Consider the following 26315-nt stretch of genomic DNA (forward strand, 5'->3'; position numbering starts at 1 on the left):
GGCGACCCGGATTTGACATCCCTATGATGCGGGCGAAAGGAGTCAAGTCAAATGGTCGACGTATTGGTAATCGGAGGAGGCAACGCCGCGCTTTGCGCCGCGCTCATGGCGCGCGAGGCGGGGGCGTCGGTTCTGCTCCTCGAGTCGGCGCCGCGTGAATGGCGCGGCGGGAACTCGCAGCACACGCGCAATCTGCGCTGCATGCACGATGCCCCGCAGGACGTTCTCGTCGATGCCTATCCCGAGGAGGAGTTCTGGCAAGATCTGCTGAAGGTCACCGGCGGGCTCACCGACGAACATCTCGCCAGGTTGACGATCCGCGCATCGTCGTCGTGCCGTCCGTGGATGCAGAAGCATGGCGTGCGCTTCCAGCCGCCGCTGTCCGGCGCGCTGCACGTCGCGCGCACCAACGCATTCTTCATGGGCGGCGGCAAGGCGCTCGTCAATGCTTACTACCGCAGTGCGGAAGCCCTCGGCGTGGACATCCGCTACGACACGCCGGTCGATTCGCTGGAGCTCGACGGCGACCGATTCGTGGCGGCGCGCAGCGGCAACAAACGGTTTGCCGCGCGTGCCTGCGTGCTGGCCGCCGGTGGATTCGAGTCGAATCGCGAGTGGCTGCGAGACGCCTGGGGCCAGAACGCGCGCGGCGAATGGCCTGCCGATAACTTTCTGATTCGCGGCACGCGCTTCAACAAGGGGGTGCTGCTCAAGCACCTGATGGATACCGGCGCCGATATGATCGGCGATCCCTCGCAGTCGCACTGCGTTGCCATCGATGCGCGTGCGCCGCTGTACGACGGTGGCATCTGCACACGCATCGATTGCGTGTCGCTGGGTGTCGTGGTGAACCGCAATAGTGAGCGCTTCTACGACGAGGGCGAAGACTTCTGGCCCAAGCGCTATGCGATCTGGGGCCGGCTCGTCGCGCTCCAGCCGGGGCAGATCGGCTACTCCATCATCGACGCCAAGGCGATCGGACGCTTCATGCCGCCGGTCTTCCCGGGCGAGCGCGCCGACTCGCTCGAAGCGCTGGCGCGCAAGCTTCAGCTCCCCGAGGGGCCGTTCCTGGACACCATCGCACGCTACAACCAGGCCTGCCGGGTCGGCACGTTCGATCACACCGCTCTCGACGACTGCCATACGGAAGGCCTCACGCCGCCCAAGACACACTGGGCGCGCCGGATCGATACGCCGCCGTTCTACGGCTACGCGTTGCGCCCCGGTATCACCTTTACCTACCTCGGCCTGAAGACCAACGACCGCGCGCAGGTGCATTTCGGCGGCGCGCCGAGCGACAACCTGTTCGTTGCCGGCGAAATGATGGCTGGCAACGTACTCGGCAAGGGCTATACGGCAGGCGTCGGCATGTCGATCGGAACGGCTTTCGGGCGAATCGCCGGAACGCAGGCCGCCCGCGCCGCCCTCAAGACCACGGAGTTTCGCAGTGCAGAAGTCTGAAGCTATCCCCTCCGGGCAAGGCCCCTCGCCGACGCCGCTCGTGTCGCAGCCCGATGGCGTGGGCGAACGGGGCAAGACCACGCGCGTGATTCCCATCGTCGCGCTCAACTCAGGCGAGGCGGAAGTCGCGCGTCAGATGCAGATCTGCAACGCCTGCCGCTATTGCGAGGGTTTTTGCGCCGTATTCCCCGCAATGACGCGCCGCCTCGAATTCGGCAAGTCAGATGTGCACTATCTGGCCAATCTCTGCCACAACTGCGGAGCCTGCTATCACGCTTGCCAGTACGCGCCACCTCATGAATTCGGCGTCAACGTGCCCAAGGCGATGGCTCAAGTGCGCCTCGAGACCTATTCCGAGTACGCGTTTCCCGCAGCGTTCGGCGCGTTGTACCGGCGCAATGGGGTGACGTTGTCCATCGCGCTGGCGGCCGGCATCTCGCTGTTCCTGCTGCTGGGCCTGGGACTGCGCGGCGGCCTTGCGCCGAGCGGCGCGCCTGCGGACTTCTATGCGATCTTTCCGCACAACCTGCTCGCCGTGATGTTCGGGGCGGTGTTCCTGTTCGCCGCGCTCGCATTGGGCATTGGCGTTCGGCGGTTCTGGCGCGACGTTGCGCCGGGGACGGCAAGCGTGCCCGCGGTGAGCGAGGCCGCCCGTCACGCGCTGACGCTCAAGTATCTCGACGGCGGCCACGGCGAGGGCTGCAACGAAGCGGACGACGCCTTCACGCTCGCGCGGCGCCGTTTCCATCACCTGACCTTTTACGGCTTCATGCTTTGCTTTGGCGCGACCGTCGTGGCAACGCTCTATCACTATGCATTTGGCCTCGAGGCCCCGTATCCGGTCCTGAGCGTTCCCGTGGTGCTGGGCGTGCTCGGTGGCGCCGGGCTCATCGTGGGGCCGACGGGACTGCTGTGGCTGAACGTCCGGCGCGATCCCGCGCGCACCGACACACGCCAGCGCCCGATGGATCGCGGCTTCATCGCGCTCCTGCTGTTGACCAGCGCGTCGGGCCTCGGATTGCTCGCGTGCCGGACAACCGCCGCGATGCCGACGTTGCTCGCGCTTCACCTGGGCATCGTCATGGCGCTGTTCGCAACGCTGCCATACGGGAAGTTCGCCCACGGAATCTTTCGCAGTGCGGCATTGCTCAAGTCGTCCATCGAGAGGCGGGAGCGCAACACCCTGAGCCTGGGCTCGGAATAGCGATGGCCCGGCGCTCACGCAGCGCCGGTGCCCACACAATAACCTGGAGACAACCATGAACCCCACCGAATCCATTGCGGCGAGCGCCGGCGGTCGGCGCGCGAACCGGGCGGCCGCTGTGCTGCGCGTGACGAGCGGCAACTTCATCGAGCAGTTCGATTTCTTCCTGTTCGGCTTTTACGCCACGTCGATCTCGAAGATATTCTTTCCGGCGACCAGCGAATACGCATCGCTCATGCTCACCTTCGCCGTGTTCGGCGCGGGATTTCTCATGCGGCCACTGGGCGCCATCTTCCTCGGCGCCTATATCGACAAGGTGGGGCGACGCCAGGGCTTGATCGTGACGCTGTCGATCATGGCAAGCGGCACCATACTCATTGCGTGCGTTCCCGGGTACGAGCGCATCGGTTTGCTGGCGCCGGCACTGGTGCTGTTGGGCCGGCTTTTGCAGGGCTTCTCGGCGGGGGCCGAACTCGGCGGCGTGTCCGTTTATCTCGCCGAGATGGCGACGCCGGGCCGCAAGGGGTTCTACACGAGCTGGCAGTCCGCGAGCCAGCAAGTCGCCATCGTGATGGCCGCGGCGATCGGCTACGGCTTGAATCAATGGCTTACCGGGCAACAGATCGCGGCGTGGGGCTGGCGGGTTCCGTTCTTCGTCGGATGCGCCATCGTGCCGCTGCTGTTTGTTCTGCGCCGCTCGCTGCAGGAGACGGCCGCCTTCGAGGCACGAGGCCATCGCCCCCCGTTGCGCGACATCGTGGCGATGCTTTTCGCGCATTGGCGCACCGTCCTGGGCGGCATGATGCTCACGGCGATGACGACCACGACGTTTTATCTCATCACCGTCTATACCCCGACGTTCGGCAAGTCCGTTCTCAAGCTCTCGACGTCTGACAGCCTGCTGGTGACCTTGCTCGCCGCGGCATCGAATTTCATGTGGCTGCCCATCGGCGGCGCGATCTCGGATCGGATCGGGCGCAAGCCTGTGCTGATCGGCATTTCCCTTCTGGCGATCTGTACCGCCTATCCGGCGCTCGACTGGCTGGCGCAGGCGCCGAGCTTTGCCCGCATGCTGAGCGTGCTGCTGTGGTTCTCGTTCTTCTTCGGGATGTATAACGGGGCGATGGTCGCTGCCCTCACGGAGGTGATGCCCGTGCAGGTGCGCGTGGCCGGATTCTCGCTCGCGTTCAGCCTGGCGACCGCGGTGTTCGGTGGCTTTACGCCCGCCATCTCCACGTACCTGATCCAGATCACGCACGACAAGGCGGCGCCGGGATACTGGATGAGTTTCGCGGCATTGTGCGGCCTGCTTGCCGCGCTGCGGCTTTACCGGCGCGGTCCGAAAGGCAACGTGATGAACAGCGAGCGCAGCGGCGTTCCGGTGTGACGCGACAGCACTGCTCGATCCGAGCGTGCGACGTCGGACGCGGCGCGGCACCGCGCCGCTCCGCCACACACTCGCCGCCACGTCCGTGCCGGGCGTCGAGGGAGACCGAGCGAGGTCACGCGATGGCCCTGGCCATCGTTGTCTATGCGCGAATCAACGCCATCGCGGCGCGAAGATGGCGCTTTCTCAGGGATCGCAATCGCTTGCGCAACTTTGCGGCATCCATCCGGCCGCCGAGCAGTCCGGGGCGACTGCGCAGCAGGGCTTCGCTGGCCACGACGTCATTAAGCTTGCCGAGCGATTCCTGCAACCGACCGAGTTGTTTGAGATGCCGTTTGTCGGCGGCGTTGCCATGTTCGAACAATTCGAGCAGATACCTCACGGTCTTCCCGCGCTTTCGAAGCTCATGGAGTTGCTCCAGCCGGCTGCGTCCTGGCGCGTGTCCCGCGCTTTTCGCCTTCCGTTTCATGTTTTTTCTTGCAACGGCGATGCGCAGCGAGACGAACGCGTCTTCGCTCTGCGCGCACTTTGGCAAGGGGCGCAGGGACTGCACCGCTTGCGCGCTGGTATTGGCCAGATCCCGCATGACTTCGCGTCGCGCCATCGTCGTTTTCGCGTGAGCCAATGCGAGCGCGCGCTCGCGGGCAATGTTTTCCGACAGCGGTGCGTCGTGTGCGACGCACGCGAGCAGTGAAGACAGGACGTCGTAGTTTCGCACCTGGCCGGCGACGTCCCCGAGGCCCTTGAACAGCGCGCGATGCCGCGCGTATTGCCGGCGATCCAGCAACGGACGATAGGTCCACCAAAGCGCGCGCAAGCGGCGCATCGTCACGCGAAACTGGTGCAAGTCTTCCGCGGCGCCGGCCGCCACGATGCGTGTCGCCTGAACGCCGCCGCACCGTACCAACGTTGAGGCCAGCTCGGAGAACGTCGACGATCGACACGCGGACGCGGCCTGCGAGGCCGTCGCGAATGCCGGCGCTTCCGCTGGCGGCGCCTTGCGGGGCGGCGCGACGTCGCGTGTCACCGTGATCGGGGCCTTTTTTCCCTCTTTTGCTGCTTGCGGCATATGTCGGAGATGAGCCACCGTGCGACCGCCTCGGGCGTATTCATGTCGTACGACGCAAAAACGCACTCGTCCCCCACGTAGGCGATGACCGAGCCATTCACCACGCGGTAGTGCCCCACATAATGGTTGCCGTTGATCTCAACCTCGACGGGTGTTCGTTTTTCGGATATCCGGGCGGGCGTCATCGCGTTCGCTCCATGTCGGTCTGTCGAAATTTCAACTTAGCCGCAGGCCCGCCATATCCGTCGTTCATGGCGAGTGCCTTTGATCTACGTCAGACCGCTCCCCCAACCGGATGAGGGGAGCGCCCGCGCCTGCCCGCGTCAGCGCGATGCATCGTGAGCGCAACGGAATTCGTTTGACGTCGGTCAACGTCGACTGGCTGCGGCATGCCACGCTTGTCGAGGGCGGCCCGATTTCGCTCGGCGACGCCCGTCCGCGAATTCAGACAGGAGGCAACCATGTCCAAAGTCGTCAAGGTTATCGAAGTTCTCTCGGAATCGCCGAAAAGCTGGGAGGACGCCGCCGGGAATGCGGTCAAGGAGGCGCAGAAATCGCTTCGCGACGTCAAATCGATCTACATCAAGGATCTTTCGGCCGAAGTGGACAACGGAAAGATCGTCAATTTTCGGATCACCGCGAAGCTCAGCTTCAAGCTGGAGTGATCGGGGCGGGGCGCGCGTCGCCCCTCGCGCGCCGAGTGCCGCTTGCACGGTTGGCGTGCCGGTCGCGCAACATCCACGGGGAACCGCCCGCTCAACCGGCCGGCACGAGTCTGGGCGCAGCGATGGTGTGGGTAGCGTTCGCTAGAAAATCAGTTGGCTCATCCAGCCGGGCGTTGGCCTGGCATTTTTGATTTCGTCGCCGACGCGTTTGATTTCGGAGAGGTAATCGTTGCGCATCAATACGATGCGCCTCGCAACGAGTGCCCGGAATCTCATTTCACCCTCGCTGAAACCCACCCGGTCGCGGTAGCGTTTCCCGTCGGGCAGAGCCCCCCGAATTTCGTAATACGTGATCCCGTCCCTGACGTATTTCGTGATTACGGCTGCCATTTGCGTCGCAATTCGCTTGTTATAAGTTGTGCCCCGAACCAGCGTAGTTGCCCTGTGACTTCTGACAGGCAATGGTCGATTATGGCCGATCGCCCGGCTACGCGGCAACTGACGAGAAAAAATTGGGCGGTATTGCGTTTGCGCGGCCTGTCGATCCCATGCGCGTTACTCGCGCGCCGTGATGCCCAGAGCGGCCATCTTCTTGTAAAGGGTGGCACGTCCGATATCGAGCCGCGCGGCGGCGTCGGCAACCCGGCCCCCGGCGGCGCGCAGCGCTTGTGTCAGCAATTGACGCTCGAACGCCCGCATGGCGTCGTCATAGCGCTGGGCATTCGCGTCGTCGGCGGTTTTGTTATCGGACGGGACGGCGAAAGCGGCAGTGCCGGCGCCACCGGTCGGGTGGTTAGCCTCGCCGTCGCCCATGCCCTCGCCGATGAAGCGGGAAAGCGAGCGAGCGTCGATGCGCTCGCTTTCCGAGAGCAGGGCAACGCGCTCGAGCGTGTTGTGCAACTCCCGGACGTTGCCGGGCCAGCGGTAGGCGCGAAGGCAGTCGATGGCGCCTTCGTCCAGTTCCAGATGACCGGCGTCGCGGTAGGCGCTCAGCTTGTCGAGAATCGCGTACGCCATGGCCTCGATATCCGACGGCCGTTCGCGCAGTGGCGGCACGCGAATCGTCAGGACATTCAACCGGTAGTACAAGTCGGCGCGAAAGCGCCCTTGCGCCACGAGATTCGGAAGATCGGCGGAGGTGGCGGCGATGATGCGCACGTCCGTATGCACCATCCGGTTCGATCCGATCGGCTCGAACTCCCGTTCCTGAAGCACACGCAACAGCTTGCCCTGCAGCGGTAGCGGCATATCGCCGATTTCATCGAGAAAGAGCGTTCCCCCCTGGGCCAGCTCGAACTTGCCGGTGCGGCCTTTCCGGTCGGCGCCGGTATAGGCGCCCGCTGCCGCGCCGAAGAATTCGACTTCGAGCAAGGCGTCGGGAATGGCTGCCACGTTGACCGTGACAAGGGGTTTGTCGGCCCGCGCGGAAGCACCATGGATGGCGTGCGCGAGCAATTCCTTGCCCGTACCGGTCTCGCCGAGCAGCAGCACCGGCGAGTCGAGCTGCGCGGCACGGCGTCCGAGGCGCTTCGTCTCCAGGCTTGCCGCGCTGGTGCCCACGAAACTCCCAAAACTGTATTTGGCCCGCCTGGCTTGCGCGAGCGACTGGCGCGTTGCGAGCAGTTCCGTCTGCAAGCGCGAGTACTTGCTGAACATGGGCGTGAGCGCCTTGAGTTCGTCGAACAGCGCGAACCCCACGGCGCCGACCGTTTTGCCATGGGCGTCGCGGATGGGGAGCCGCGTGACCACCAGCGGCTCGTGTCCGGTCTCGAGAATGTCGAGCAGAATCGGCCGTCCGGTGGACACCACCTCGCGCATCAGACTGTTTGGGATGACGTCCTCGCAGTCGAGTCCGATCACGGCATCCGGATTGCTGAATCCGAACCGCGCCGCGTAGCCCCGGTTGATCCATACGATTCGCGCATCGCCGTCCACCACGACGGTGCCCTCGCTGGAATGATCCAGCGTTTCGAACAGCGATTGCATGGCCTGCTTGCGAACGAACTCGTAATCGGAGAGCAGGTCGTGCTGTCTTTCGAGACCCGGCGCGTTGCGCGCATCGTCGTTCATTATGCTGAAATCCGGAAAGTCCACATTTGGAGACGATTATTCCACGAATTGAGACATTTGCTCGATTGGTGAAAACGCCTGAATCATCTTGATTCTTGTTCTTTTACCTCGATCGACTTGTTGCCGCGTAGTGGGATGTCCCGGAAATGTCTCCAAATGGAGACGTCAGGGCGCCGCATGGCCCGTCAGCGGCCTTCGTTTTTTCATTTGGCGCTTCGGCAGGGAGGTCGATGTCCTTTGTAATCATGACGTTAATGCGATGCGGCATGCTTTTTGCGTGGCTGGCAGTCGAACGTAAGAACTTCAACCTGCACAACCCCGTGCAGGCAAACAAACTGGAGACAAGATGTCGTTTCTCATCGTGCTCGCCGCACTGGCGTTTCTGATGTTTGTCGCGTACCGCGGCTATAGCGTGATTCTGTTTGCCCCCATCGCAGCACTCGGGGCGGTTCTCCTGACCCAGCCGGAAGCGGTTGCCCCCGTGTTTTCCGGGATTTTCATGGACAAGCTGGTCGGCTTCGTCAAGCTTTATCTGCCCGTGTTCCTGCTTGGCGCCGTGTTTGGCAAGGTCATCGAGCTGTCCGGCTTCTCCGAGTCCATCGTGGCCGCCGCGATCAAGTACATCGGCCGCACGCGGGCCAATGCGGTCATCGTGGCCGTGTGTGCGCTGCTCACCTACGGAGGGGTTTCTCTGTTCGTGGTCGTATTCGCCGTCTACCCGTTCGCGGCGGAGCTCTACCGGCAGAGCAACATTCCGAAGCGGCTCATGCCTGGCGCCATTGCGCTCGGTGCGTTCAGTTTCACGATGGATTCGCTGCCGGGCACGCCGCAGATTCAGAACATCATTCCGACGACGTTCTTCAAGACGACGGCGTGGGCCGCACCCGTGCTCGGAATCGCCGGCGCGGTCTTCATCGTCGCGGTGGGACTGACTTATCTCGAATGGCGCCGCCGCGCCGCCGCGGCCAACGGCGAGGGCTATGGCAGCTCGCTGCTCAATGAACCCGAGCGCGTGAACTCGGCCGATCTGCCGAACCCCGTGCTCGCCATTACGCCGCTGATCCTCGTCGGCGTGGTGAACTACGCTCTCACGAAGGCGATCCCGCATTGGTACGGAAGCCAATTCGATGTCACGCCTGACATCCTCCCGGGGCTTCATGCGCCGGTGTCGATCTCCATTAACGGCGTGGTGGCAATCTGGGCGGTTGAGGGGGCGCTGCTGACCGGCATCCTGCTCGTGCTGCTCACCGCGTTCCGCAAGGTGCGCGACCGTTTCGCCAACGGCACGAAGGTCGCTGTCGCCGGTGCATTGCTCGCGACGCTCAACACGGCATCCGAGTATGGATTCGGCGGCGTCATCGCGGCGCTCCCCGGGTTCCTGGTAGTGGCCGACGCACTCAAGGGTATTCCCAACCCGCTCGTGAACGCCGCAGTTTCCGTCTCTACGCTCGCGGGCATCACGGGCTCCGCGTCGGGCGGGATGAGCATCGCGCTTGCGGCCATGTCCGACACGTTCATCAAGGCGGCGCAGGCGTCGCACATTCCGCTCGAGGTGCTGCACCGCGTGGTCGCCATGGCCAGCGGCGGCATGGACACACTGCCGCACAACGGCGCGGTCATCACGTTGCTCGCCGTGACCGGTCTCACGCACCGCGAATCGTATCGCGACATCTTCGCCGTGACGGTGATCAAGACGATGGCGGTGTTCTTCGTGATCGCGCTCTATTACGCGACGGGGCTGGTGTGAACATGACCGCCATTTCCTCCACTTCGGCTCGTACAACACCTGAGATGGACGCTGCAATGCGCCTGAACGGCAAGACGGCACTGATTACCGGTTCGACGAGCGGCATTGGATTGGGCATTGCCCAGGCGCTCGCACGTGCCGGCGCGAACATCGTGCTCAACGGCTTTGGCGATGTCGAAGCCGCGCGCCGCGCGGTCGAATCGACCGGTGCGCAAGTGATTCATCACCCCGCGGACATGCGCCGCGCGGACGAGATCGAGCACATGTTCGCCGCCGCGCGCGAGCGTTTCGGCGGCGTGGACATCCTCGTCAACAATGCGGGCATCCAGTATGTGTCGCCCATCGAGTCGTTTCCGGCGCAGCAGTGGGACGACATTATCGCGATCAACCTGACGTCGGCGTTTCACACGACGCGGCATGCCCTTGCGGGTATGCGCGCGAGGAACTGGGGGCGGATCGTCAACATCGCGTCGGTGCACGGACTGGTGGGTTCCGCCGGAAAGTCGGCCTATGTGGCCGCCAAGCACGGTCTGGTCGGACTCACGAAGGTCACCGCGCTGGAAACGGCGACGACCGGCGTGACGTGCAATGCGATCTGTCCAGGTTTCGTGCTCACGCCGCTGGTACAGAAACAGATCGACGATCTTGCCCTGCGCGAAGGACTCTCGGCGGACGACGCGCGCGCGCGTTTGCTCGGGGAAAAACAGCCGTCCGGTCAATTCGTGACGCCGGAGACGCTCGGGAGCATCGCATTGATGCTTTGCTCGCCGATGGCGGCGGAGGTCCGCGGCGCGACGTGGGCCGCCGACGGCGGCTGGACGGCGCAGTAGTCGTGGTTTCCCATCCTGTAGTTTCTATCGAGGCGTAACCCACATCATGAACAGCAACGAAACCAGGTTCTCGCACGTCAAGCCGGGAGATACGGCGTTCGTCAGTGGCGGTCTGCGCGATTTCTTCGTCTATCGCGATCTCGGCATCGCCGATGCCACCGGCGGCAGGGTCATCGCGCACCTGGTACGCGCCAACAGCGCGCCGGAGACCGGCACCGGATGGCATGTCCACGGCGCCGATTTCCATATCGTGTACATGCTCAAGGGCTGGGCGAGGTTCATGTACGAGGACAAGGAAACGCTGGTGGAAGCCGGAGACTGCGTTCACCAGCGTCCCGGCATTCGCCATTTCCTCTTCGATTATTCGCCCGATATGGAGTATCTGGAAGTGGTGGGGCCCGCGGATTTCACCAGCGTCGGTGTCGAGGGCCCGTGTGCGGTGCCGGCGCCGACCCCTTGGTGACGGCAGGCTCGCCCGGCGTGTCGATACCGCTTCGCTCAGGGCGCGACCGACACGCCGGCTATGCCGTGCCGGCGCAGCGCCTCGGCCACGAAGCCTGACGTCTTCATCCCTTCGACGAATGCGGCGAGGAACGCGTTGGCGGCCTCGCCGCGTCCGACAGGCAGCCCCATCGCCTGACGAATCACCATGAATCGCTCGCCCAGCAGGCGATATCCGGGCGTGCCCGCGATGTCGGCCTCGATCTGCTGCTTCACCCCAGCGGCAACGTCATACCCGCCGCTGAGAAAGGTGGGCACCACCGCCGGCGACGTCGGCGCTCGCACGATCTCCGCATGCTTCAGCTCGCGCGTGAGGAACAGGTCGTAGGCACTGCCTTTGCCGACGACCACGCGGGTGCCGGGACGGTCGACGTCCGCATTGGACTTCACCCCTGACGCGTCGGGCACGAGGTAATAGCCCTCGATCAGCAGGTAAGGTGCGGTAAAGGCAATCGCGGCCGCCCGCTTCGGATCGACCGCGAAGAAGCCGATGTCGGCCGCCTCGGAGGCCACCGCGTCGACCGATTTCCCCGCCGCGTCGACGGTTTGCAAGGCGAGCGGCACGCCGAGGCGCTGCGCGAGCGCCGTCGCCAGATCCACCGAAATGCCGCAGGGCCGCGACTGCGCGTCGAGTCCCGCGAGGATGGGATTGCCCAGGTTGATGCAGGCGCGCAGCACGCCAGTGGGGGCGAAGGCGCAAACGAGAGCGGAGTCGGGGGTCATGTCGATGGCGTGCTTTCCTGTATGGCGTCGTGGGGACCACCGGGCCCGGCGATCGAGGGCCCGGGTGGCGCTTGGCTTCGCATCAGCCCACCGATTCGAACATGATCTCGGCGTGCTTTCGGCATTCTGCCAGCGCATCGATCTCGATGCAGGCATCGGCTGCCAATATTCACTCGCGATCGAGCGGTGTCCATCGCGGTTGGTGCTCTCGCCCGGCCCGCGCGCGCTCGGCATGTGCGGCGGCGGAGACCAACGCCGAATCACGTTACACTCTGTCGACATTCAAACCGACTTGCATCGCCGGCGACGTCACGACGCTCCATTCGGGCACCGGTGCGCATCCGGCAGGTCGTTTACGGGGATTCGATACATGTCAGCGAAACGTTTGCTGATCGCGTGCATGAGCGCGGTCGGTATTTCGACGGCGGGCGGCGCCTGCGCGCAGTCCTACTTGCAGAGCGGCGATCTCAACAGCATTCGTCAGTCCAACCAGGCCGCGCCGGGCGGTCCTTCGGGCACATCCATCGCACCGCCAGCGGCCCGGCAACCCGCCACGGGCGGCGTGAGCGCTCAGTTCAATCAAGGCATGGCTCAGAGCGAGCAACAGGCGATGCGCCAGCGCGAAGCCGCCGCTGCGGGGGACATGCAGATGCGCGGCCTGACCGACCCGCAACGTGCGCCTCAGGGGCGCTACCCGGGCGCGCCGACGAACCAGCAGGGCTCGATCTACTTCGACGCCCAGGGGCAGACCGCCTGCCGCAAGGACCCCGTCTCTGGGCAGGTGCAATGCGGGGCGAGCCTGGGGCGATGATGGCGCCGGACGAGGGCGATGGCTTGTCGCCACCCGGGTGTGCCGCTGACCGTCACTCGCCGCGCAACGCGGCGACCTGCCGCTTCCACAGTGTCCAGGGGCGCTCGATGACACCCAGATTCGTCGCGTTCGAACGCTTGCCTTCCTCCGCATCCAGATAGGTGACTTCGCCGCCGAGCGCGATGGCTTTGGACTGCATGCCGGCATTGAGTTCGGTGTAAATGGCACGGTATACCGCGGCGGGCAACGACGGCGCCGTGGCCACGAAGCCGTGCCCGCGCATGAGGGCCACGTCCGAGTCGCCGAGCGACGCCGCCAGCGCCTTGCCCTGTTCACCGGTGCGCACCAGCATGTCAGTGCAGCCGAAGCAGTGCCGGATGTCGAACACCGGCGCACCGCTGCCGAGAAACCCGGCCATGTGATACACCGGGCGCAACCGCACCGACGATGCCGCAAACGGAATCACCGACGGCGAATGGCTGTGCACGATCGCCATGACGTCCGGGCGCGCCCGGTAGATCTCGCTGTGAATCCATGTTTCCAGATAGCGCTTGCGGGTGTCGCCGTCGACCGGCTGACAATCGAAGTCGAGCGTGAGGATGTCGTCTGGCGACACCAGCTCGGGCGCCATCGACTGCGCGATGAGAAAGCGCTCGGCATTGCGAGGATCACGAACGCTTACGTGGCCGAAGCCGTCGAGCACCTCGTGGTGCGCGAGGATATGGTTCGCGGCGGCCAGATCGTCGCGCAGTTGCGACATCGAATGCGCGTCATGTTCCGTGACGGCCGGCTGATAGGGGGAACGAACTTGCGACATGGTGTTGGCGATTGAAGTGGAAATGCAATGAAACGAGCACGGGCTCGGCGTTGGCGACGGCAGACGTCAAACCCTGACGTCGGCACCGACCTCCGGCGGAAACAGTTCGTCGGCCTGCATCGGCCGATGGCACACCCCCTGCTCGCAGGCGAAGCGCAGGAAGGCGTCGAGCGTTACCCGGTTGGGAGCAACGCCGTAAGGCCATGGATCGCCGCCGAACATGGCGCGTGCCTGGGCCGCGCGCTGCGGCATCCAGGGCAGCGGGAAATGCGAGCATGTGATGTCCTCGAGGCGGGCGATGCTGGCGTCCTTCGCCTGCGTGAACGCCCGAAGAAGATTCCCCGCGATCCACGGATGCGCGGCGAAGCGCTCGCGCCGCATCACGATCAGATGCATGATCGGAAAGATGCCCGAGCGTGCGAAATAGTCGCGCTCGGCGGACTCGACGTCGGAGAGCAACCGCACGATCTCGGTTTCGCGACCGGGCGGCGGCGCGGGTGGTCGGGCGCTGAGGATGGCGTCGATCTCGCCGTCGAGCAGCATCCCGGTGAGCGATTTGCCGGGCGCGGGCCGGTAGCGCACGCCATCCGGTACGCGAACGGCGACTTTCTCGCGCCGCCCCGCCTGGTTCACGCCGGCCTGCACCCACTCGACGTCGGCCAGCGCCACGCCCTGATCGTGCGCAAGCCAGCCCCGCGAGTAGACCGACGCCGTTTGCGCCCATTCGGGCACGCCGATGCGACGCCCGCGAAGATCGGCGGGCGATGCGATAGCGCCACGATCGCGCACGTAAAGCGATGACAACCGGAACACGCGCGACGGAAATACCGGAAGGCCGATCAGGCGATCGTCACCCTGCGAGCGCAGCGAGGCGTACTTCGCAAGCGACATCTCGGAGAGGTCCCACTCCTGATAGTGCGTGGTGCGATAGAAGATCTCCTCGACCGGCAGCACCGAGGCAATGAGGTCGATGCCTTCGGCCGCGACCCGGCCGGTGAGCAGGTCGCGCACATGGTCGTAGTCGTTGACGGCGAGAGAGAGGGGCAGCGTGGACATGATGCGTTCCCTTGCGCGGGCGTCGGTGCACTGTCGCGGCGACGGCCGATGTCGTTGGATGGGGGCGCGTGACACGCCGAGCTTTCCGGAGGAACGCTGGGCGGGCCTCAATGACCGAAGGCGGGGGCCTCGGGCAGGCGCTCTGGACGCGCCACGAGAAACACCAGTATCGCGGCTGTGACGAGCGCGGCGCCGAGCACGAAGAACATCGTGCCGGCCCCGCCGGTGAGTTGTTGCAGCACGCCGGCGATGGCCGGGCCGCACATGGCGCCCACGCGGGCGATACCGAGGTAAAGCCCGACCGCGGTGCTGCGAATCTCCGTGGGATAGCTCACGGCAACCAGGTTGTTGAGCACGGTCTGCGTGCCGATGACGAACATGCCGGCCACCACGATGCCCACGAACGTCACCGAGCCGCCAGAGGCGAACGCGAGCAAGGCAATGGCGCCCGCACCGCACAGCCACGCGAGCGACATTGCCAGTCGGCGGTTGCCGATCCGGTCGGCGACCACCCCGCAGATCAGACTGCCGAACGCGGACGCGAAGACCAGCAGCGAACCATAGGCGAAGCTCGTCGACAGGTTCTCGCCGCGCTTGAGCATGATCGTCGGCAACCACCCGGACAGTCCGTAGGACGAGAACAACGACAAGGCACCCATGGCCCAAAAGCAGATCGTCTGACGGCGGAAGCCGGTCGAGAACAACGCTGCCACGGAGCCCGCCCTGACGCCGGCATCCGGTGAGGTGAACGTCGCCTTTTCGAATTCCGGCGCGCGCGCGGGCCACAGACGCGCGAGTTGCGCGCGTACCGCGTCCTGACGCCCGCGACTGGCGAGAAAAGAGACCGACTCGGGCAACGCGAACTGCAAGGCGAGCGCGAGCACGACCGACAGGCCACCGACGAAGTACATGCTTTGCCAGCCGTGCTGCGGGATCAGCCAGGCGGCGACGAAGCCCGAGGCCGTGGCGCCGCCGATCCATCCACAGGTGAAGAACACGATGGTGAAGACGTTCGCGCTGCGCTTGGGCGCGATTTCGTTGATGTACGTGACGGCCACCGGCATCAACAGCCCCAGCGAGATACCCATCACGAAACGCAGGCCGATGAATGACGTGAGGTCGTGCGCGAAGACGGCGATCGCCAGACTCATCAGGCCCGAGAGCCAGATGCCGGTGAGCAGTACCCGGCGCCGCCCGATCCGATCGCTGAATGGCCCCGAGACGGCCGAGCCCGCGGCGAAGCCGGCCAGCCCGCAGGACAGCAGCACGCCGATCTGACTGGGCGAGAGGTGCCAGAGCGAGGTGACGTCGTGCACGATGTAGGCGGCGTTATAGAGATCGAAGCCGTCGAACAGGAGGATCAGCGCCAGCAGCGTGCCTAGCCGATAGTGAAACGCGCCCAGTGGCGCGGATTGCAGCGTCTCGCGAACGTCGATGCGTTCCGGCGGCGTCTGCGCGATGTCGTGGGCCATGCCGTGTCTCCGAAGGGGCGACCTGTCGGAAGCCAGCATCCTGGCGCCGCAGTGTCTTTGTCGTGAAATCCGGAGTCGACTTTACTGGGCGGTTTTTTGTTTATCAATATTGATTTTTAAAGTCAATATACCTATGGCATCATGTGTCGCGAATTCAGCCGAACGGCGCAAAATCCGCACGAATCAACGCCCGCTGCAACGCTTGACGTGCAAGTGACCGACGAGACAGACGATGACGCAACCGACCGACCTGATGTCGCGCGAGGAAGTCCTGAGCATGCTCGACATCAAGCCCGCCACGCTTTACGCCTATGTGAGCCGGGGCTTGATCCGCGCGAGGCCGCATGAGGACGGACGCAAGAGCCTATACCTGCGACGCGACGTGGAGCGACTGGCGACGCGCAAACGCGGGCGGGCGCCGACTGGCGCGGTGGCGGAATCCACGATGCGTTTCGGCGACCCGGTGCTGCATTCCGCGATCACGCAGATCACGCCGCACGGGCCCCGCTATCGCAATCGCCTGGCGATCGACCTGGCGGCGGGGGGCGCGTCGTTCGAGTCGGTGGTGCATCTGCTCATGACCGGGATCTGGCAGGACAGCATCGCCGAGTGGCCAATGCAGGACACGCCGCCCGACGTTCTGCGCTTTCTCGCGACGTACGACGGCGAGGTCGCGAGCGCGGACATCGGCAATCTGCTGGGCATGGTGCCGTTCGCGCTCGCCATGCACGAGCGCGGTGCGCGCGAGCTTGCCGACGGCGCCGCCGTTCAGGCCGCGCGCATGATGCTGCATTGCATGGCCGGTTGCGTCGGCTTTCTTGGCCCCGGGCGTCGCTACGTGGCGCGCGCCAAGGGCGAGAACATCGCCACGCACATGCTGCGCGCGGCGGGCATTGCGCTCACGCCGATGCGGCTGCGTGCGATGAATGCCGCGTTGGTGGTGCTGGCCGATAACGAACTGGCCCCGGCGACGTTTTCGGCGCGCGTGGCGGCGTCGACCAACGCCGATCTGTTCGGTTGCGTGGCGGCGGCTATCGGCTCGCATATCGGCTTCACGACGGGCACCAGCACCGAGAAGATCGAAACGCTGCTGCTGTGCGAGCCTTACGACGCGCTCGACTCGCGGGTCGATCGCGTACGCGAATACGGCGCGAGCCTGTTCGGGTTCAACCATCCGCTGTATCCGGGGGGCGACGCGCGTGCCGATCTCATGATGCAATGCGCGGCGGATCTCATGGCGGCAACGGGAAAAGGCGCGATGGGTGCCGCATCGCGCGAGAACACCCGACTGACGCTGGCGTTTCTCGAGCGCATGCGCGTCGAGTTGAACGCGCATCCCGGACTGTCAACGGGGTTGGTCACGCTCGCGCGCGCGCTGCAATTGCCCGACGGCGTGTCCACCGCGATGTGGATCGTCGGCCGTTCGGCAGGCTGGGTGGCGCATGTCATGGAGCAGCGCACGCAAGCGTTCATGTTGCGTCCGCGAGCGAAGTACGGGTTTGGCGGGCCGGTGTCGGCCGAGGCTTTCGAGACGCCGGCGTCGCGCTAGCGCGATGCCGGCCCCGTACCCCCGGCGGCTAGTGCATCGGTTCCGTTGGCGTTTCGTTCTCGAAGGTCCGGAAACGCCAGCCGAACCACACCGCCAGCATTCGGATCACGAAGCCTGCCAGACAACCAATGGTCGTCGCCACGCCGTTCGACACCCCCCAATGCAGCATCGCCACGTACAGTGCACCGGCAATGCACGCCACGCTCGCGTACATCTCGCGGCGCAGCACCAGCGGCACCTGTCCGCAAAGCAGGTCGCGCAGCATGCCCCCGCCGATCCCCGTGAGCACGCCGGCCAGCACGACGATGACCGGACTCGTGCTCACCGTCATGCCGATATCGCAGCCGAGAATGGTGAACGCGGCCAGTCCGATGGCGTCCACGGTGATGAACGTCATGCGCAGCCGGTGAATGTGACGTGCCACGATGGACGCCAGCGTGGCGGCCCCCAGCGTGAGCAGCAAGTACTCCGGATGGGCGATCCAGACGAGCGGATGGCGGCCGAACAGGACGTCGCGGATGGTGCCGCCGCCCAGCGCCGTCACCATGCCCACGAAGGCGAGGCCGAAGCGGTCCATGCCGCGCTGCATCCCCATGATCGCGCCCGACATCGCCTCGGTCACGATGGCGATCAGGTACAGCGCGTAGAAGATTTCCGTTTTCATAATGTCCCTTCGAATGCCGGGGAAATATATCACCTGCACGATCCGGCCGCGATCGGGCCGCGCCCGCACTGTGATTTGTACAAGTTTCCCGGAGGTGGGGCCGATGAGACACTGCTTGCAACGAAACGACACGACACAGGCACGGGCCATCGGGCTCGCCGTGTCACCACAACGCCAAGGAGTCACCTATGCGCTACGTTCCCGGCTTGTTCCCCAAAGCGATCGCGGGCCTGATCGCCAGTTTCCTGCGCATCCGGCCTCTGTAATGCGCACGCTCTTTCAGGTTCACAGCGTCTTCGTGATCGTCGTCGGCGGGATTTCTTTGCTGCGGTCGTGCCGACGGATGGTCTGTAGAGGCGTCAAACGGCTTAAACTCTCATCTTTTTGTGCTCCGAAGCGTGCCGGGCGGCGATGATCGGGCAGGTCCGCCACACCGGCGGATCGGCCGGCCGGTCAGCGGCAGCGCAATCGCGCAGCGTTTTTTCCGACGGGCCTTTTTGATCGTTCATTTCGCTCCATGATCCAGTTCATTCGCCGCCGACGCTACCTCGTCGCCAGCCTCGTCGTGCTCGTCCTGCTCGTGGTGCTCGGGCTGCGCAGTCTCGCGACCCCGAAGCCGCCGCAGTACATCAGCGCCAGGGTCGAGCGCAGCGATCTCGAGAATACGGTGCTGGCGACGGGCACGCTGGGCGCCGTGCAGCAGGTCGATGTGGGCGCGCAGGTCACCGGTCAGTTGAAGTCGCTCAAGGTCAAGCTTGGCGACAAGGTGAAGAAGGGACAATGGCTCGCGCAGATCGATCCGGTGCTCGCACAGAACGGCCTGCGCTCGGCCGAGGCGGACGAGCAAAATCTTCAGGCGCAAAAGCGCACCGCGCAGGCGCAACTGCGCCAGGCCGAGCTCGCCTTCGCGCGCCAGCGCCAGATGCTGCCCGACGAGGCGACGTCGCGTCAGGACTACGAGGCGGCCCAGGCCGCGCTCGATACCCAGCGCGCCACGCTGCTCGGGCTCGACGCGCAGATCCGCAAGGCCCGTGTGCAGATCGAATCGGCGCGGGCCAGTGTCGGCTACACGCGCATCGAGGCCCCCATGGACGGCGAGGTCGTCGCCATCGTTACCCAGGAAGGCCAGACCGTGGTCGCCCAGCAGCAGGCGCCGGTGATCCTGAAACTCGCCGACGTGAGCACCATCACCGTCAAGGCGCAGGTCTCGGAAGCCGACGTGATCCGCATCCAGCCGGGACAAACGGCGTACTTCACGATCCTTGGCGACCCCGACAAGCGCTATTACGGCAAGCTGCGCGCCATCGAGCCCGCACCGCAGAATTACCTCGACACGCAGAGCACGCTGGGCGGCGGCGCCACCCGCAACAATACGGCCGTGTTCTACAACGCGCTGTTCGACGTGCCCAACGACGACCATCGCCTGCGCATCTCCATGACCGCGCAGGTCAACGTGCTGCTCGGCACGGCCAGGCAGGCGCTGAACGTGCCGGTGGCGGCGCTCGGCAAACGTGTCGGGCCGAATCGCTACGAAGTGCGCGTGCTCGGCGACGACGGCAAGGCCGTCACGCGCCAGATCGTGACCGGCCTGAACAACAACGTCCGGGTCGAAGTGCGCGAAGGCCTCTCGGCCGGCGAGCGCGTCGTGATCGGTGAGGCGGGCGAGTCCGCGCCTGTCGATACGTCGTCCAACGCCGGCCAGGCACAGTAAAGGGAAGGGACGCCGCGCATGTCGAGCACCTCCGCCCCGCCCACCGTCGATTCCGGGTCGGCCCCGATGCTGTCGCTCTCGGGCATTACCCGCCGCTTTCCGGCAGGGGAGCGCGATGTCGTCGTGCTGCACGATGTCAACCTCACCATCGAGTCCGGCGAGATCGTCGCCATCATGGGGGCGTCCGGTTCGGGCAAGTCCACTCTGATGAACCTCCTCGGTTGCCTCGATCATCCGAGCGAGGGCAGCTACCGGGTGGCCGGGCGCGAGACCCGCGATCTCGACGCCGACGCGCTCGCGCAGCTGCGGCGGGAGCATTTCGGATTCATCTTCCAGCGCTATCACCTGCTGCCCCACCTGGACGCCGCGTCGAACGTGGAGATGCCGGCTGTCTACACCGGCGCCGCGCATGCGTCGCGTCGCGCGCGTTCGGAGATGCTGCTCGCCCGCCTTGGACTCGCCGACCGCATGCATCATCGTCCGAGCCAGCTCTCGGGCGGTCAACAGCAGCGCGTGAGTATCGCGCGCGCGTTGATGAACGGCGGTGAAGTCATTCTCGCCGACGAACCGACAGGCGCGCTCGATTCCCGCAGCGGCAAGGAAGTCATCCGCATTCTGAAGGAGCTCAACGCGCAGGGGCACACGGTCATCATCGTGACTCACGACGAAAGCGTGGCCGCGCATGCCCGTCGCATCATCGAGATTCGCGACGGCGAGATCGTGGCCGACCGGGCGAACACTCCCGTGATCGAGCCGCCTGACGAGAGATCGGGCGACGAGGTCGAGGAGGGTCCCGGCGAACCGGCCGCGGCGCGCCGGCCTGTCCCGGCGGCGCCGCGGGACGGTCACGCAGACGCCCCGGGCCCGGTGGCCGCGCCGCGTCGCTGGACAGGCGGCATCGACCGGTTCGCCGAGGCGTTTCGCATGGCGTGGATCGCGCTGGTCTCGCATCGTCTGCGCACGTTCCTGACGATGCTGGGCATCATCATCGGCATTACGTCGGTGGTTTCGATCGTGGCCATCGGCGAGGGAGCCAAACGCTACATGCTGGCTGAAATCGGAAGCATCGGCACGAACACGATCAACATCTATCCCGGCAAGGACTGGGGAGACAACCGCGCCACGACGATCCAGACGCTGGTACCCGAAGACGTGCTGGCCCTGGCCGAGCAGGTCTATGTCGACAGCGCCACGCCGGAGACGGCGCGCAGCCTGCTGCTGCGCTATCGCAACATCGACGCGAGCGCGATGGTGACCGGCGTGGGCGAGCACTACTTCCAGGTGCGCGGGCTGAACATCGCACAGGGCATTGCGTTCGGTGCCGACGAAGTGCGGCGACAGGCGCAGGTCGCCGTGATCGATCAGAACACGCGTCGCAAGCTCTTCGGCGCGAATCCGAATCCGCTGGGCGAAGTGATCTTCGTGGGCAACCTGCCTTGCGTGGTGATCGGCGTGACCGCCGAGAAGAAGAGCGCGTTCGGGGACATGAAAAGCCTGAACATCTGGGTGCCATACACTACCGCCGCAGGACGCCTGTTCGGCCAGCGCAACGTCGACAGCATCACCGTGCGGGTACGCGACGGCCAGCCGAGCAAGGCCGCCGAAAAGAGCCTCGAGACACTCATGACGCAGCGCCACGGGCGCAAGGATTTCTTCACCTACAACATGGACAGCATCGTGAAGACGGTCGAGAAGACGAGCCAGTCGCTCACGCTGCTGCTCTCGCTGATCGCCGTGATTTCGCTGGTGGTAGGCGGCATCGGCGTGATGAACATCATGATCGTGTCGGTGACCGAACGCACGCGGGAAATCGGTATTCGCATGGCCGTCGGGGCGCGTCAGAGCGACATCATGCAGCAGTTCCTGGTCGAGGCGGTGATGGTGTGTCTGATGGGCGGTGCGATCGGCATTGCGTTGTCGTTCGGCGCGAGCTTCGTCTTCGCGCTGTTCGTCGCGAAATGGAAGATGGTGTTCTCGATGGGCTCGATCGTCACGGCGTTTCTGTGCTCGACGCTCATCGGGGTGGTATTCGGTTTCATGCCGGCGCGCAACGCCGCACGGCTGGACCCCGTGGAAGCGCTGGCACGCGATTGAGGTACGGCCAAATGATCCGAACGATTCCCAAGAATGCCGCAAGGCGCCTCGAGAAGCCGGCGCGCACGTGGCTCGCGCTCGCCAGCGCCGCAGTGCTGCTTGCCGGCTGTGCCGGCGTGCGCCACGATCCGCTGCCGGTCGTGCCGGTACCCGCGCAGTGGGCCGCGGCGCCCGTTGCCTCGGCGAACTCGCCGGGCATGTCAGGTCCGAACGCCGGCGCGACCGCCGTGAGCCCATCGAGCCCATCGAGTGCATCGGCCGCCGTGACCGCGCCCGAATTCTGGCGCGCGTTCGGTGACCCCGTACTCGACCGCCTGATCGCCGAGGTGCTGGCCGTCAACACCGATCTCGCGGCGGCCGGCATTCGCGCTTACCGGGCGCAGTTGCAGTCGGGTTTGGCTGACACCAATCTCACGCCTTCGGTCAGCCTGAACGGCAAGGGCGGGGTGTCGCGCACGCTCGACACGCAAACCATGGCGCGCAGCAGCAGCCTGAACGCGACGGCGCAGTACGAAGTCGACCTGTGGGGCAAGCTCGCCGCGCAGCGCGATGCTGCCCGCTGGGAGTACGAGGCCACGCAGGCCGATCGCGACGCGGCGCGCTTGTCCATCATCAGCCAGACAGCCCAGTATTACTGGACCCTCGGGTATCTGAACCAGATCATCGCTTACTCGCAGAGCAATATTGCCTATGCCGAGCGCGTGGTGGCACTGGCGCGTTCGCGATACGCCGCCGGCGCGGTCTCTGCGCTCGACGTGGCGCAGGCCGAACAATCGCTCGCCGACCAGCGGGCGACGCTCACGCAGCAATTGCAGCAGCGCGCGGAGAACCGCAATGCGCTGGCGATCCTGTTCGATCGCCCGCCCGAGCAGATGTCGGCAGAGCCGCCGACCCTGCCGACGCAGGCGTTGCCTGACGTGCCGGCCGGTTTGCCCGCCGAGCTGCTCGGACGGCGCCCCGACCTGCGCGCGGCGGAGTGGCGTCTGCGCGAATCGCTGGCCAATGTCGACGTCACGCGCACCGGCTTTTACCCGACGTTCTCCCTCACGGGCTCGCTCGGCACCTCGAGCAGCACGCTCGAGCGCGTGCTGAGCAACCCGATCGCGGCCCTGGGTGCGGGACTGACCCTGCCGTTCGTTCAGTGGAACACCATGCAGTTGCAGATCAAGGTGTCGCAAACGCAATACGAGGAGAATGTTGTCAACTTCCGCAAGAGTTTGTACACGGCGCTGAGCGAGGTCGAGAATGCGCTCTCAGCGCGCGACCAACTGACCAGGGAAAGCGAGCAGCGTGTCCTGTCGCTGGCACAGGCGCAGCGGGCCGAGTCGCTGCTGCGCTCGCGCTACCTCGCCGGCGCGATCGACATTCAGCCCTGGCTGCAGCAGCAAAAGTCGTTGCGTGATTCGCAGGCGGCCGAGGCCCAGGTTCGCCTGAATCGTCTCAATAACCGCATGGCGCTTTACAAGGCGCTCGGCGGCGCGGGCAATTCGGCGGACGCCAGCCCGCCGGCGTGACCCGATGGCGAAAACGACAAAAAGGCCGGCAATGCCGGCCTTTTCTCGTTGGTGACGCCCAGCGCGAATCTCAGGCGGCGGCTTCGCCGGATTCCGAGGTCTGCGACCATTGCGGCGACTTGGGCAGCGTCACGGTAAACGTGGTACCCACGCCGACCTGGCTGGCGACATCGATGGTGCCCTTGTGGAATTCGATGGCCGCATAGACCACGGCGAGCCCCACGCCCGAGCCGTCTTCGAGCACCGCGTTGCTGCGCGAGCGGAACGACATCTGAAAGATTGCCTTGAGCTCGTCCTCCGGAATGCCCGTGCCGTTGTCGCGCAGCACCACGCGCAACGCCTCGCCCGCGTCGCTTATGCCGATGTCGATGACCGGCGTCGCCATCGTGTACTTGGTGGCGTTGCTCACCAGATTGATGAACGCATGGAACAGCACGTTGCTGTCGCCCATCATGCGGCTGTCGAGCTCCGGCGCGGCCTGCACCGTGATGGTGGCGGTCGGGAACATGTCGGTGCCAACGCCACGCACCTCCTCGAGCAGGGCCACGAGCGAGAGCTCCGCGCGCTTGCCGAACTTCGGGTCTTCGAGCGAGGCGCTTTGCGCGGCGTCGAGCCAGTTCTGGATCAGATGGTTGAGCTTGGCGACGGCCTCCCGAATCTTGGTATAGCGCGGCCGCGAATCGGTCTCTTCGTTGCGCGGATTCAACAACCGCTGCGCATGTCCGTCGATCACGCTGAGCAACGTGCGGAATTCGTGCGTGGCCATGGACCGGAACGTTTTCTGGAAGTTGTTTAGCCGTTCCTCATTGGCCAGGGCGCGCTGCAGGATGGTGTTCTTCGCCGTGGCGAGCTTCTGGTTGCGAACGAGCGACGATGTGCTTTCCTGGAATTTGGCCAGCGAGCGCGACAACGTGCCGATTTCATCCCCACGTTGCAACCACGGCAGACGCAACTTGGCCTTGCCGGTCACGGCGTTGCCCGACATGCGGATCAGCCGGGTGAGCGGCTTGAGAATGACGGCGTCGACGTAGATCAGACATAACATCGTGACGACGATCATGGCGGCGATCAGCGCGTCGATTTGCAGCAGGCGATGGCGGGCAGCCGCGTTTTTCGCCTCGACGTCTTTGATCAGCGCTTCCGTGCTGCGAAACACCAGTGCGCCGAACGTGCTGTTCGCCTGCGTGTACTTATTGTTCGACTCGCCGCGATAGAGCTTTGCGGCTTCGCCCAGCTTACCGGCCTGCGCGAGTTGAAACACCTGGTTCGACGCGCGGCGGTACTGTGCCCACTGAGACTGAAACTTGCCGAATGCGAGTCGGAACTCGTCGTGCACCAGCACCTTCTGGTAGCGCTGCGACGCGGCCTGGATCTTGATGTCGAATTCGTCGGCCGCGGCGCGGATGTCGGCGAGCGCCTTGGGCGACATCGGGGCGAGCGCTTCGGATTCGACCGTGCGGAAGTCGGAGATGTAGTCGTTGAGCTCCTCGAGCACGCTCAGGTGCTCGATCTGCGTGCGCTCGGCGGCGATCGCGCGCTGCTGCGAGGCGTCGACTTCGCGGTGCACCATCACGCCCACGGCGATCATGGCCGCGAGGCAGAGGGCAAGCAGGAGGTACATGCGGCCCCGGATGGGGAGCGGCTTGCGGGGGGAAGACGAAGCTTTAGCCATGCGAAAACGTTCCAGCGCGACGGCGCGCGATCAAAGCTGAATGATGTTGAGCAGGGCGGCCCGCACCACGGCCTCGGTGCGCGTGGCGACGTTGAGCTTTTCGCGGGCATTGTCGATGTGGAAATCCACGGTGCGCTTGCCGAGATCCAGAATGATGGAAATCTCGGCCGAGGTCTTGCCGCGTGCAGACCACTGCAGCACTTCCACTTCGCGCTTGGTCAGGCCGAACGGCAGGGGCGCGCCGTCTTCCGGCTCGTCGTGGTCCGTGTATTTGCGGATGACGGTGTCGAGCACGTCGAAATCGACTGGCTTGAGCATGTACTCGTCGGCGCCGGTGCTATGCCCGCGCATGATCGACGCCTTGTCGGCGTTGCCCGTGAGGAAGATGAACGGAATCTTGCGCTCGCCCTGGATGATGCCGCGCGCGCTTTCGAGGAACTCGAAGCCGGTCATACCCGGCACGTTCACATCGCACAGGATCACGTCGGGCATGAATGACGCGAGCGTTGCCAGCGCGCTCGAGAAGTCGTGCGCCACCTTGACGGTATAGCCCCGATCGGTCAGATCTTCCCGGATCAGATCGGCTGAGTCGTGGTCGTCTTCGATACAGAAAACTTTGGTGGGAGATGACATCCCGCTGGCCCCGGTTTTTTATGTGGAATGGTGAAATCCTACTAAAAAATCACCGGACGGCGAAATTTCCGCCGTCAGTCCCCGCGCAGGCCGGCACGAGAGGCGGCGCCGCAGGCGGGCGGCGCAAGGAAAAAGGGACCGCGCAGGCGGTCCCTTCCGAAGGCTTTCCGCCGTCTTCCGGCGATGCGCCGTGGGCGGCATTCCGGCGAGCGCATCAGAAGCCGAAGACGTGTCCGACGTGAACGGCGCATTGCATGCCGGCTTCCACGCACACGTCGTTGCCGAGCAGGCTGTCGATGAGGTCGATGAGATGGGTCATGGGGGGTCTCCGTGGGGCGTTGGGCGGGGGGCAGGGGTCAGCCGAAAATCGGGGCGATAACGCCGACGAGGCCGAGGACCGAGGCGAAGCCGTAAGCGATGAGTGCGGGCATGGTGTTTCTCCTTGTGTCGATGCGTCGTGGTTTCGGTTTCGGGCTGCCGTGGTGTCGTGCCAGCCGTTGAGTGAAGTATCGTCGTCGCCCCCCGGCGGCGAAACTGTGATTAATACAAGCCGGGAAGAAAGCGCCCGAATCGAGACCGTCGGCCACGAAAAAGTCCTTATTCCACGGTGGGTTACGGGCATTCTTCGCAAAACCCCGTATAAATCGCAGTGACGCGTTCGGGGG

24 protein-coding genes are annotated in these 26315 nt (G+C 65.0%); 12 read left to right on the plus strand and 12 right to left on the minus strand.

What is annotated here, in order from left to right:
* The first annotated feature begins 51 nt into the window (after positions 1-51).
* Genes tcuA through tcuC form a run of 3 tightly spaced genes read left to right on the plus strand, consistent with a single transcriptional unit; the run spans position 52 to position 4052 of the window.
* Positions 52-1461, plus strand: coding sequence for an FAD-dependent tricarballylate dehydrogenase TcuA (tcuA, locus tag PMO31116_RS18880; RefSeq protein ID WP_150568039.1), 1410 nt, complete (start codon positions 52-54; stop codon positions 1459-1461).
* Positions 1462-1519: 58 nt separating this feature from the next.
* On the plus strand, positions 1520-2665 hold the full coding sequence (gene tcuB, locus PMO31116_RS18885) for a tricarballylate utilization 4Fe-4S protein TcuB (RefSeq protein ID WP_281350163.1): 1146 nt from the start codon (positions 1520-1522) through the stop codon (positions 2663-2665).
* A 55-nt stretch (positions 2666-2720) separates the two neighbouring features.
* Positions 2721-4052, plus strand: coding sequence for an MFS transporter (tcuC, locus tag PMO31116_RS18890; protein ID WP_038620389.1), 1332 nt, complete (start codon positions 2721-2723; stop codon positions 4050-4052).
* A gap of 142 nt (positions 4053-4194) precedes the next feature.
* Here the strand turns inward: tcuC and PMO31116_RS18895 are convergent, their stop codons facing one another.
* On the minus strand, positions 4195-5121 hold the full coding sequence (locus PMO31116_RS18895) for a CHAD domain-containing protein (protein ID WP_150568040.1): 927 nt from the start codon (positions 5119-5121) through the stop codon (positions 4195-4197).
* Positions 5122-5582: 461 nt separating this feature from the next.
* Here PMO31116_RS18895 and PMO31116_RS18900 point away from each other — a divergent pair, with 461 nt between their 5' ends.
* Complete coding sequence (locus PMO31116_RS18900; RefSeq protein WP_023597050.1) at positions 5583-5786, plus strand: dodecin family protein; 204 nt, start codon at positions 5583-5585, stop codon at positions 5784-5786.
* Positions 5787-5927: 141 nt separating this feature from the next.
* Here PMO31116_RS18900 and PMO31116_RS18905 read toward each other — a convergent pair whose 3' ends face one another.
* A complete protein-coding gene (locus PMO31116_RS18905) occupies positions 5928-6176 on the minus strand; it encodes a hypothetical protein (RefSeq protein ID WP_023597049.1) in 249 nt (82 codons plus the stop codon).
* A 165-nt stretch (positions 6177-6341) separates the two neighbouring features.
* Positions 6342-7772 carry a sigma-54 interaction domain-containing protein gene (locus PMO31116_RS18910; RefSeq protein ID WP_223272203.1) on the minus strand — a complete coding sequence of 477 codons (1431 nt, stop codon included), beginning with the start codon at positions 7770-7772 and terminating at the stop codon, positions 6342-6344.
* Between the two features lie 430 nt (positions 7773-8202).
* On the opposite strand from PMO31116_RS18910, the gene PMO31116_RS18915 reads away from it, so the two are divergent.
* Genes PMO31116_RS18915 through PMO31116_RS18925 form a run of 3 tightly spaced genes read left to right on the plus strand, consistent with a single transcriptional unit; the run spans position 8203 to position 10896 of the window.
* Positions 8203-9603, plus strand: a complete 1401-nt coding sequence (locus PMO31116_RS18915) for a GntP family permease (RefSeq protein ID WP_150568041.1) — start codon at positions 8203-8205, stop codon at positions 9601-9603.
* 44 nt (positions 9604-9647) lie between these two features.
* A complete protein-coding gene (locus PMO31116_RS18920) occupies positions 9648-10433 on the plus strand; it encodes a 3-hydroxybutyrate dehydrogenase (protein ID WP_150568042.1) in 786 nt (261 codons plus the stop codon).
* A 46-nt stretch (positions 10434-10479) separates the two neighbouring features.
* Positions 10480-10896 carry a cupin domain-containing protein gene (locus PMO31116_RS18925; RefSeq protein WP_174971477.1) on the plus strand — a complete coding sequence of 139 codons (417 nt, stop codon included), beginning with the start codon at positions 10480-10482 and terminating at the stop codon, positions 10894-10896.
* Positions 10897-10931: 35 nt separating this feature from the next.
* Here the strand turns inward: PMO31116_RS18925 and PMO31116_RS18930 are convergent, their stop codons facing one another.
* Positions 10932-11657 (minus strand): ABC transporter substrate-binding protein, encoded by a 726-nt coding sequence (locus tag PMO31116_RS18930; RefSeq protein WP_150568044.1) that lies wholly within the window; start codon positions 11655-11657, stop codon positions 10932-10934.
* A gap of 370 nt (positions 11658-12027) precedes the next feature.
* Here PMO31116_RS18930 and PMO31116_RS18935 point away from each other — a divergent pair, with 370 nt between their 5' ends.
* The gene (locus tag PMO31116_RS18935; RefSeq protein WP_150568045.1) at positions 12028-12468 is read left to right on the plus strand and encodes a hypothetical protein; all 441 of its coding nucleotides are present in this window, start codon (positions 12028-12030) and stop codon (positions 12466-12468) included.
* 52 nt (positions 12469-12520) lie between these two features.
* Here PMO31116_RS18935 and PMO31116_RS18940 read toward each other — a convergent pair whose 3' ends face one another.
* From PMO31116_RS18940 to PMO31116_RS18950, 3 genes are all read right to left on the minus strand, one after another.
* Positions 12521-13228: a class II aldolase/adducin family protein gene (locus tag PMO31116_RS18940; RefSeq protein WP_150568116.1), complete on the minus strand. Its 708-nt coding sequence runs from the start codon at positions 13226-13228 to the stop codon at positions 12521-12523.
* A 123-nt stretch (positions 13229-13351) separates the two neighbouring features.
* Positions 13352-14341: a substrate-binding domain-containing protein gene (locus tag PMO31116_RS18945; RefSeq protein ID WP_150568046.1), complete on the minus strand. Its 990-nt coding sequence runs from the start codon at positions 14339-14341 to the stop codon at positions 13352-13354.
* 107 nt (positions 14342-14448) lie between these two features.
* Positions 14449-15813, minus strand: coding sequence for an MFS transporter (locus PMO31116_RS18950; protein WP_150568047.1), 1365 nt, complete (start codon positions 15811-15813; stop codon positions 14449-14451).
* 232 nt (positions 15814-16045) lie between these two features.
* On the opposite strand from PMO31116_RS18950, the gene PMO31116_RS18955 reads away from it, so the two are divergent.
* Complete coding sequence (locus PMO31116_RS18955) at positions 16046-17362, plus strand: citrate synthase (protein WP_246185378.1); 1317 nt, start codon at positions 16046-16048, stop codon at positions 17360-17362.
* Positions 17363-17390: 28 nt separating this feature from the next.
* Here the strand turns inward: PMO31116_RS18955 and PMO31116_RS18960 are convergent, their stop codons facing one another.
* Both PMO31116_RS18960 and PMO31116_RS23780 read right to left on the minus strand, forming a co-directional pair.
* The gene (locus PMO31116_RS18960; protein ID WP_150568048.1) at positions 17391-18026 is read right to left on the minus strand and encodes a trimeric intracellular cation channel family protein; all 636 of its coding nucleotides are present in this window, start codon (positions 18024-18026) and stop codon (positions 17391-17393) included.
* Between the two features lie 368 nt (positions 18027-18394).
* Complete coding sequence (locus tag PMO31116_RS23780; RefSeq protein ID WP_174971480.1) at positions 18395-18535, minus strand: hypothetical protein; 141 nt, start codon at positions 18533-18535, stop codon at positions 18395-18397.
* A gap of 8 nt (positions 18536-18543) precedes the next feature.
* Between PMO31116_RS23780 and macA the strand changes: the two genes are divergently transcribed.
* The 3 genes from macA to PMO31116_RS18975 all read left to right on the plus strand — a co-directional run bounded on the left by macA (position 18544) and on the right by PMO31116_RS18975 (position 23345).
* On the plus strand, positions 18544-19737 hold the full coding sequence (gene macA, locus PMO31116_RS18965) for a macrolide transporter subunit MacA (RefSeq protein WP_150568049.1): 1194 nt from the start codon (positions 18544-18546) through the stop codon (positions 19735-19737).
* Between the two features lie 66 nt (positions 19738-19803).
* A complete protein-coding gene (locus PMO31116_RS18970) occupies positions 19804-21831 on the plus strand; it encodes a MacB family efflux pump subunit (RefSeq protein WP_425494813.1) in 2028 nt (675 codons plus the stop codon).
* Between the two features lie 11 nt (positions 21832-21842).
* Positions 21843-23345, plus strand: coding sequence for an efflux transporter outer membrane subunit (locus tag PMO31116_RS18975; RefSeq protein ID WP_150568051.1), 1503 nt, complete (start codon positions 21843-21845; stop codon positions 23343-23345).
* 70 nt (positions 23346-23415) lie between these two features.
* On the opposite strand, the gene PMO31116_RS18980 is transcribed toward PMO31116_RS18975, so the two are convergent.
* The 3 genes from PMO31116_RS18980 to PMO31116_RS18990 form a co-directional block, all read right to left on the minus strand.
* On the minus strand, positions 23416-25017 hold the full coding sequence (locus tag PMO31116_RS18980; RefSeq protein WP_150568052.1) for a sensor histidine kinase: 1602 nt from the start codon (positions 25015-25017) through the stop codon (positions 23416-23418).
* A gap of 30 nt (positions 25018-25047) precedes the next feature.
* The gene (locus PMO31116_RS18985) at positions 25048-25650 is read right to left on the minus strand and encodes a response regulator transcription factor (protein WP_023597028.1); all 603 of its coding nucleotides are present in this window, start codon (positions 25648-25650) and stop codon (positions 25048-25050) included.
* 356 nt (positions 25651-26006) lie between these two features.
* The gene (locus PMO31116_RS18990; protein ID WP_150568053.1) at positions 26007-26237 is read right to left on the minus strand and encodes a hypothetical protein; all 231 of its coding nucleotides are present in this window, start codon (positions 26235-26237) and stop codon (positions 26007-26009) included.
* Between the last annotated feature and the right edge of the window lie 78 nt (positions 26238-26315).

This window comes from Pandoraea morbifera, from assembly GCF_902459575.1.
Lineage (GTDB): Bacteria > Pseudomonadota > Gammaproteobacteria > Burkholderiales > Burkholderiaceae > Pandoraea > Pandoraea morbifera.

Coding starts and splice junctions, on each gene's coding strand:
- tcuA (WP_150568039.1), top strand. CDS start 52: ATGGTCGACGTATTGGTAATCGGAGGAGGCAACGCCGCGCTTTGCGCC.
- tcuC (WP_038620389.1), top strand. CDS start 2,721: ATGAACCCCACCGAATCCATTGCGGCGAGCGCCGGCGGTCGGCGCGCG.
- PMO31116_RS18895 (WP_150568040.1), bottom strand. CDS start 5,121: ATGCCGCAAGCAGCAAAAGAGGGAAAAAAGGCCCCGATCACGGTGACA.
- PMO31116_RS18900 (WP_023597050.1), top strand. CDS start 5,583: ATGTCCAAAGTCGTCAAGGTTATCGAAGTTCTCTCGGAATCGCCGAAA.
- PMO31116_RS18905 (WP_023597049.1), bottom strand. CDS start 6,176: ATGGCAGCCGTAATCACGAAATACGTCAGGGACGGGATCACGTATTAC.
- PMO31116_RS18910 (WP_223272203.1), bottom strand. CDS start 7,772: ATGCAATCGCTGTTCGAAACGCTGGATCATTCCAGCGAGGGCACCGTC.
- PMO31116_RS18915 (WP_150568041.1), top strand. CDS start 8,203: ATGTCGTTTCTCATCGTGCTCGCCGCACTGGCGTTTCTGATGTTTGTC.
- PMO31116_RS18920 (WP_150568042.1), top strand. CDS start 9,648: ATGGACGCTGCAATGCGCCTGAACGGCAAGACGGCACTGATTACCGGT.
- PMO31116_RS18925 (WP_174971477.1), top strand. CDS start 10,480: ATGAACAGCAACGAAACCAGGTTCTCGCACGTCAAGCCGGGAGATACG.
- PMO31116_RS18930 (WP_150568044.1), bottom strand. CDS start 11,657: ATGACCCCCGACTCCGCTCTCGTTTGCGCCTTCGCCCCCACTGGCGTG.
- PMO31116_RS18935 (WP_150568045.1), top strand. CDS start 12,028: ATGTCAGCGAAACGTTTGCTGATCGCGTGCATGAGCGCGGTCGGTATT.
- PMO31116_RS18940 (WP_150568116.1), bottom strand. CDS start 13,228: ATGTCGCAACTGCGCGACGATCTGGCCGCCGCGAACCATATCCTCGCG.
- PMO31116_RS18945 (WP_150568046.1), bottom strand. CDS start 14,341: ATGTCCACGCTGCCCCTCTCTCTCGCCGTCAACGACTACGACCATGTG.
- PMO31116_RS18950 (WP_150568047.1), bottom strand. CDS start 15,813: ATGGCCCACGACATCGCGCAGACGCCGCCGGAACGCATCGACGTTCGC.
- PMO31116_RS18955 (WP_246185378.1), top strand. CDS start 16,046: ATGACGCAACCGACCGACCTGATGTCGCGCGAGGAAGTCCTGAGCATG.
- PMO31116_RS18960 (WP_150568048.1), bottom strand. CDS start 18,026: ATGAAAACGGAAATCTTCTACGCGCTGTACCTGATCGCCATCGTGACC.
- PMO31116_RS23780 (WP_174971480.1), bottom strand. CDS start 18,535: ATGAACGATCAAAAAGGCCCGTCGGAAAAAACGCTGCGCGATTGCGCT.
- macA (WP_150568049.1), top strand. CDS start 18,544: ATGATCCAGTTCATTCGCCGCCGACGCTACCTCGTCGCCAGCCTCGTC.
- PMO31116_RS18970 (WP_425494813.1), top strand. CDS start 19,804: ATGCTGTCGCTCTCGGGCATTACCCGCCGCTTTCCGGCAGGGGAGCGC.
- PMO31116_RS18975 (WP_150568051.1), top strand. CDS start 21,843: ATGATCCGAACGATTCCCAAGAATGCCGCAAGGCGCCTCGAGAAGCCG.
- PMO31116_RS18980 (WP_150568052.1), bottom strand. CDS start 25,017: ATGGCTAAAGCTTCGTCTTCCCCCCGCAAGCCGCTCCCCATCCGGGGC.
- PMO31116_RS18985 (WP_023597028.1), bottom strand. CDS start 25,650: ATGTCATCTCCCACCAAAGTTTTCTGTATCGAAGACGACCACGACTCA.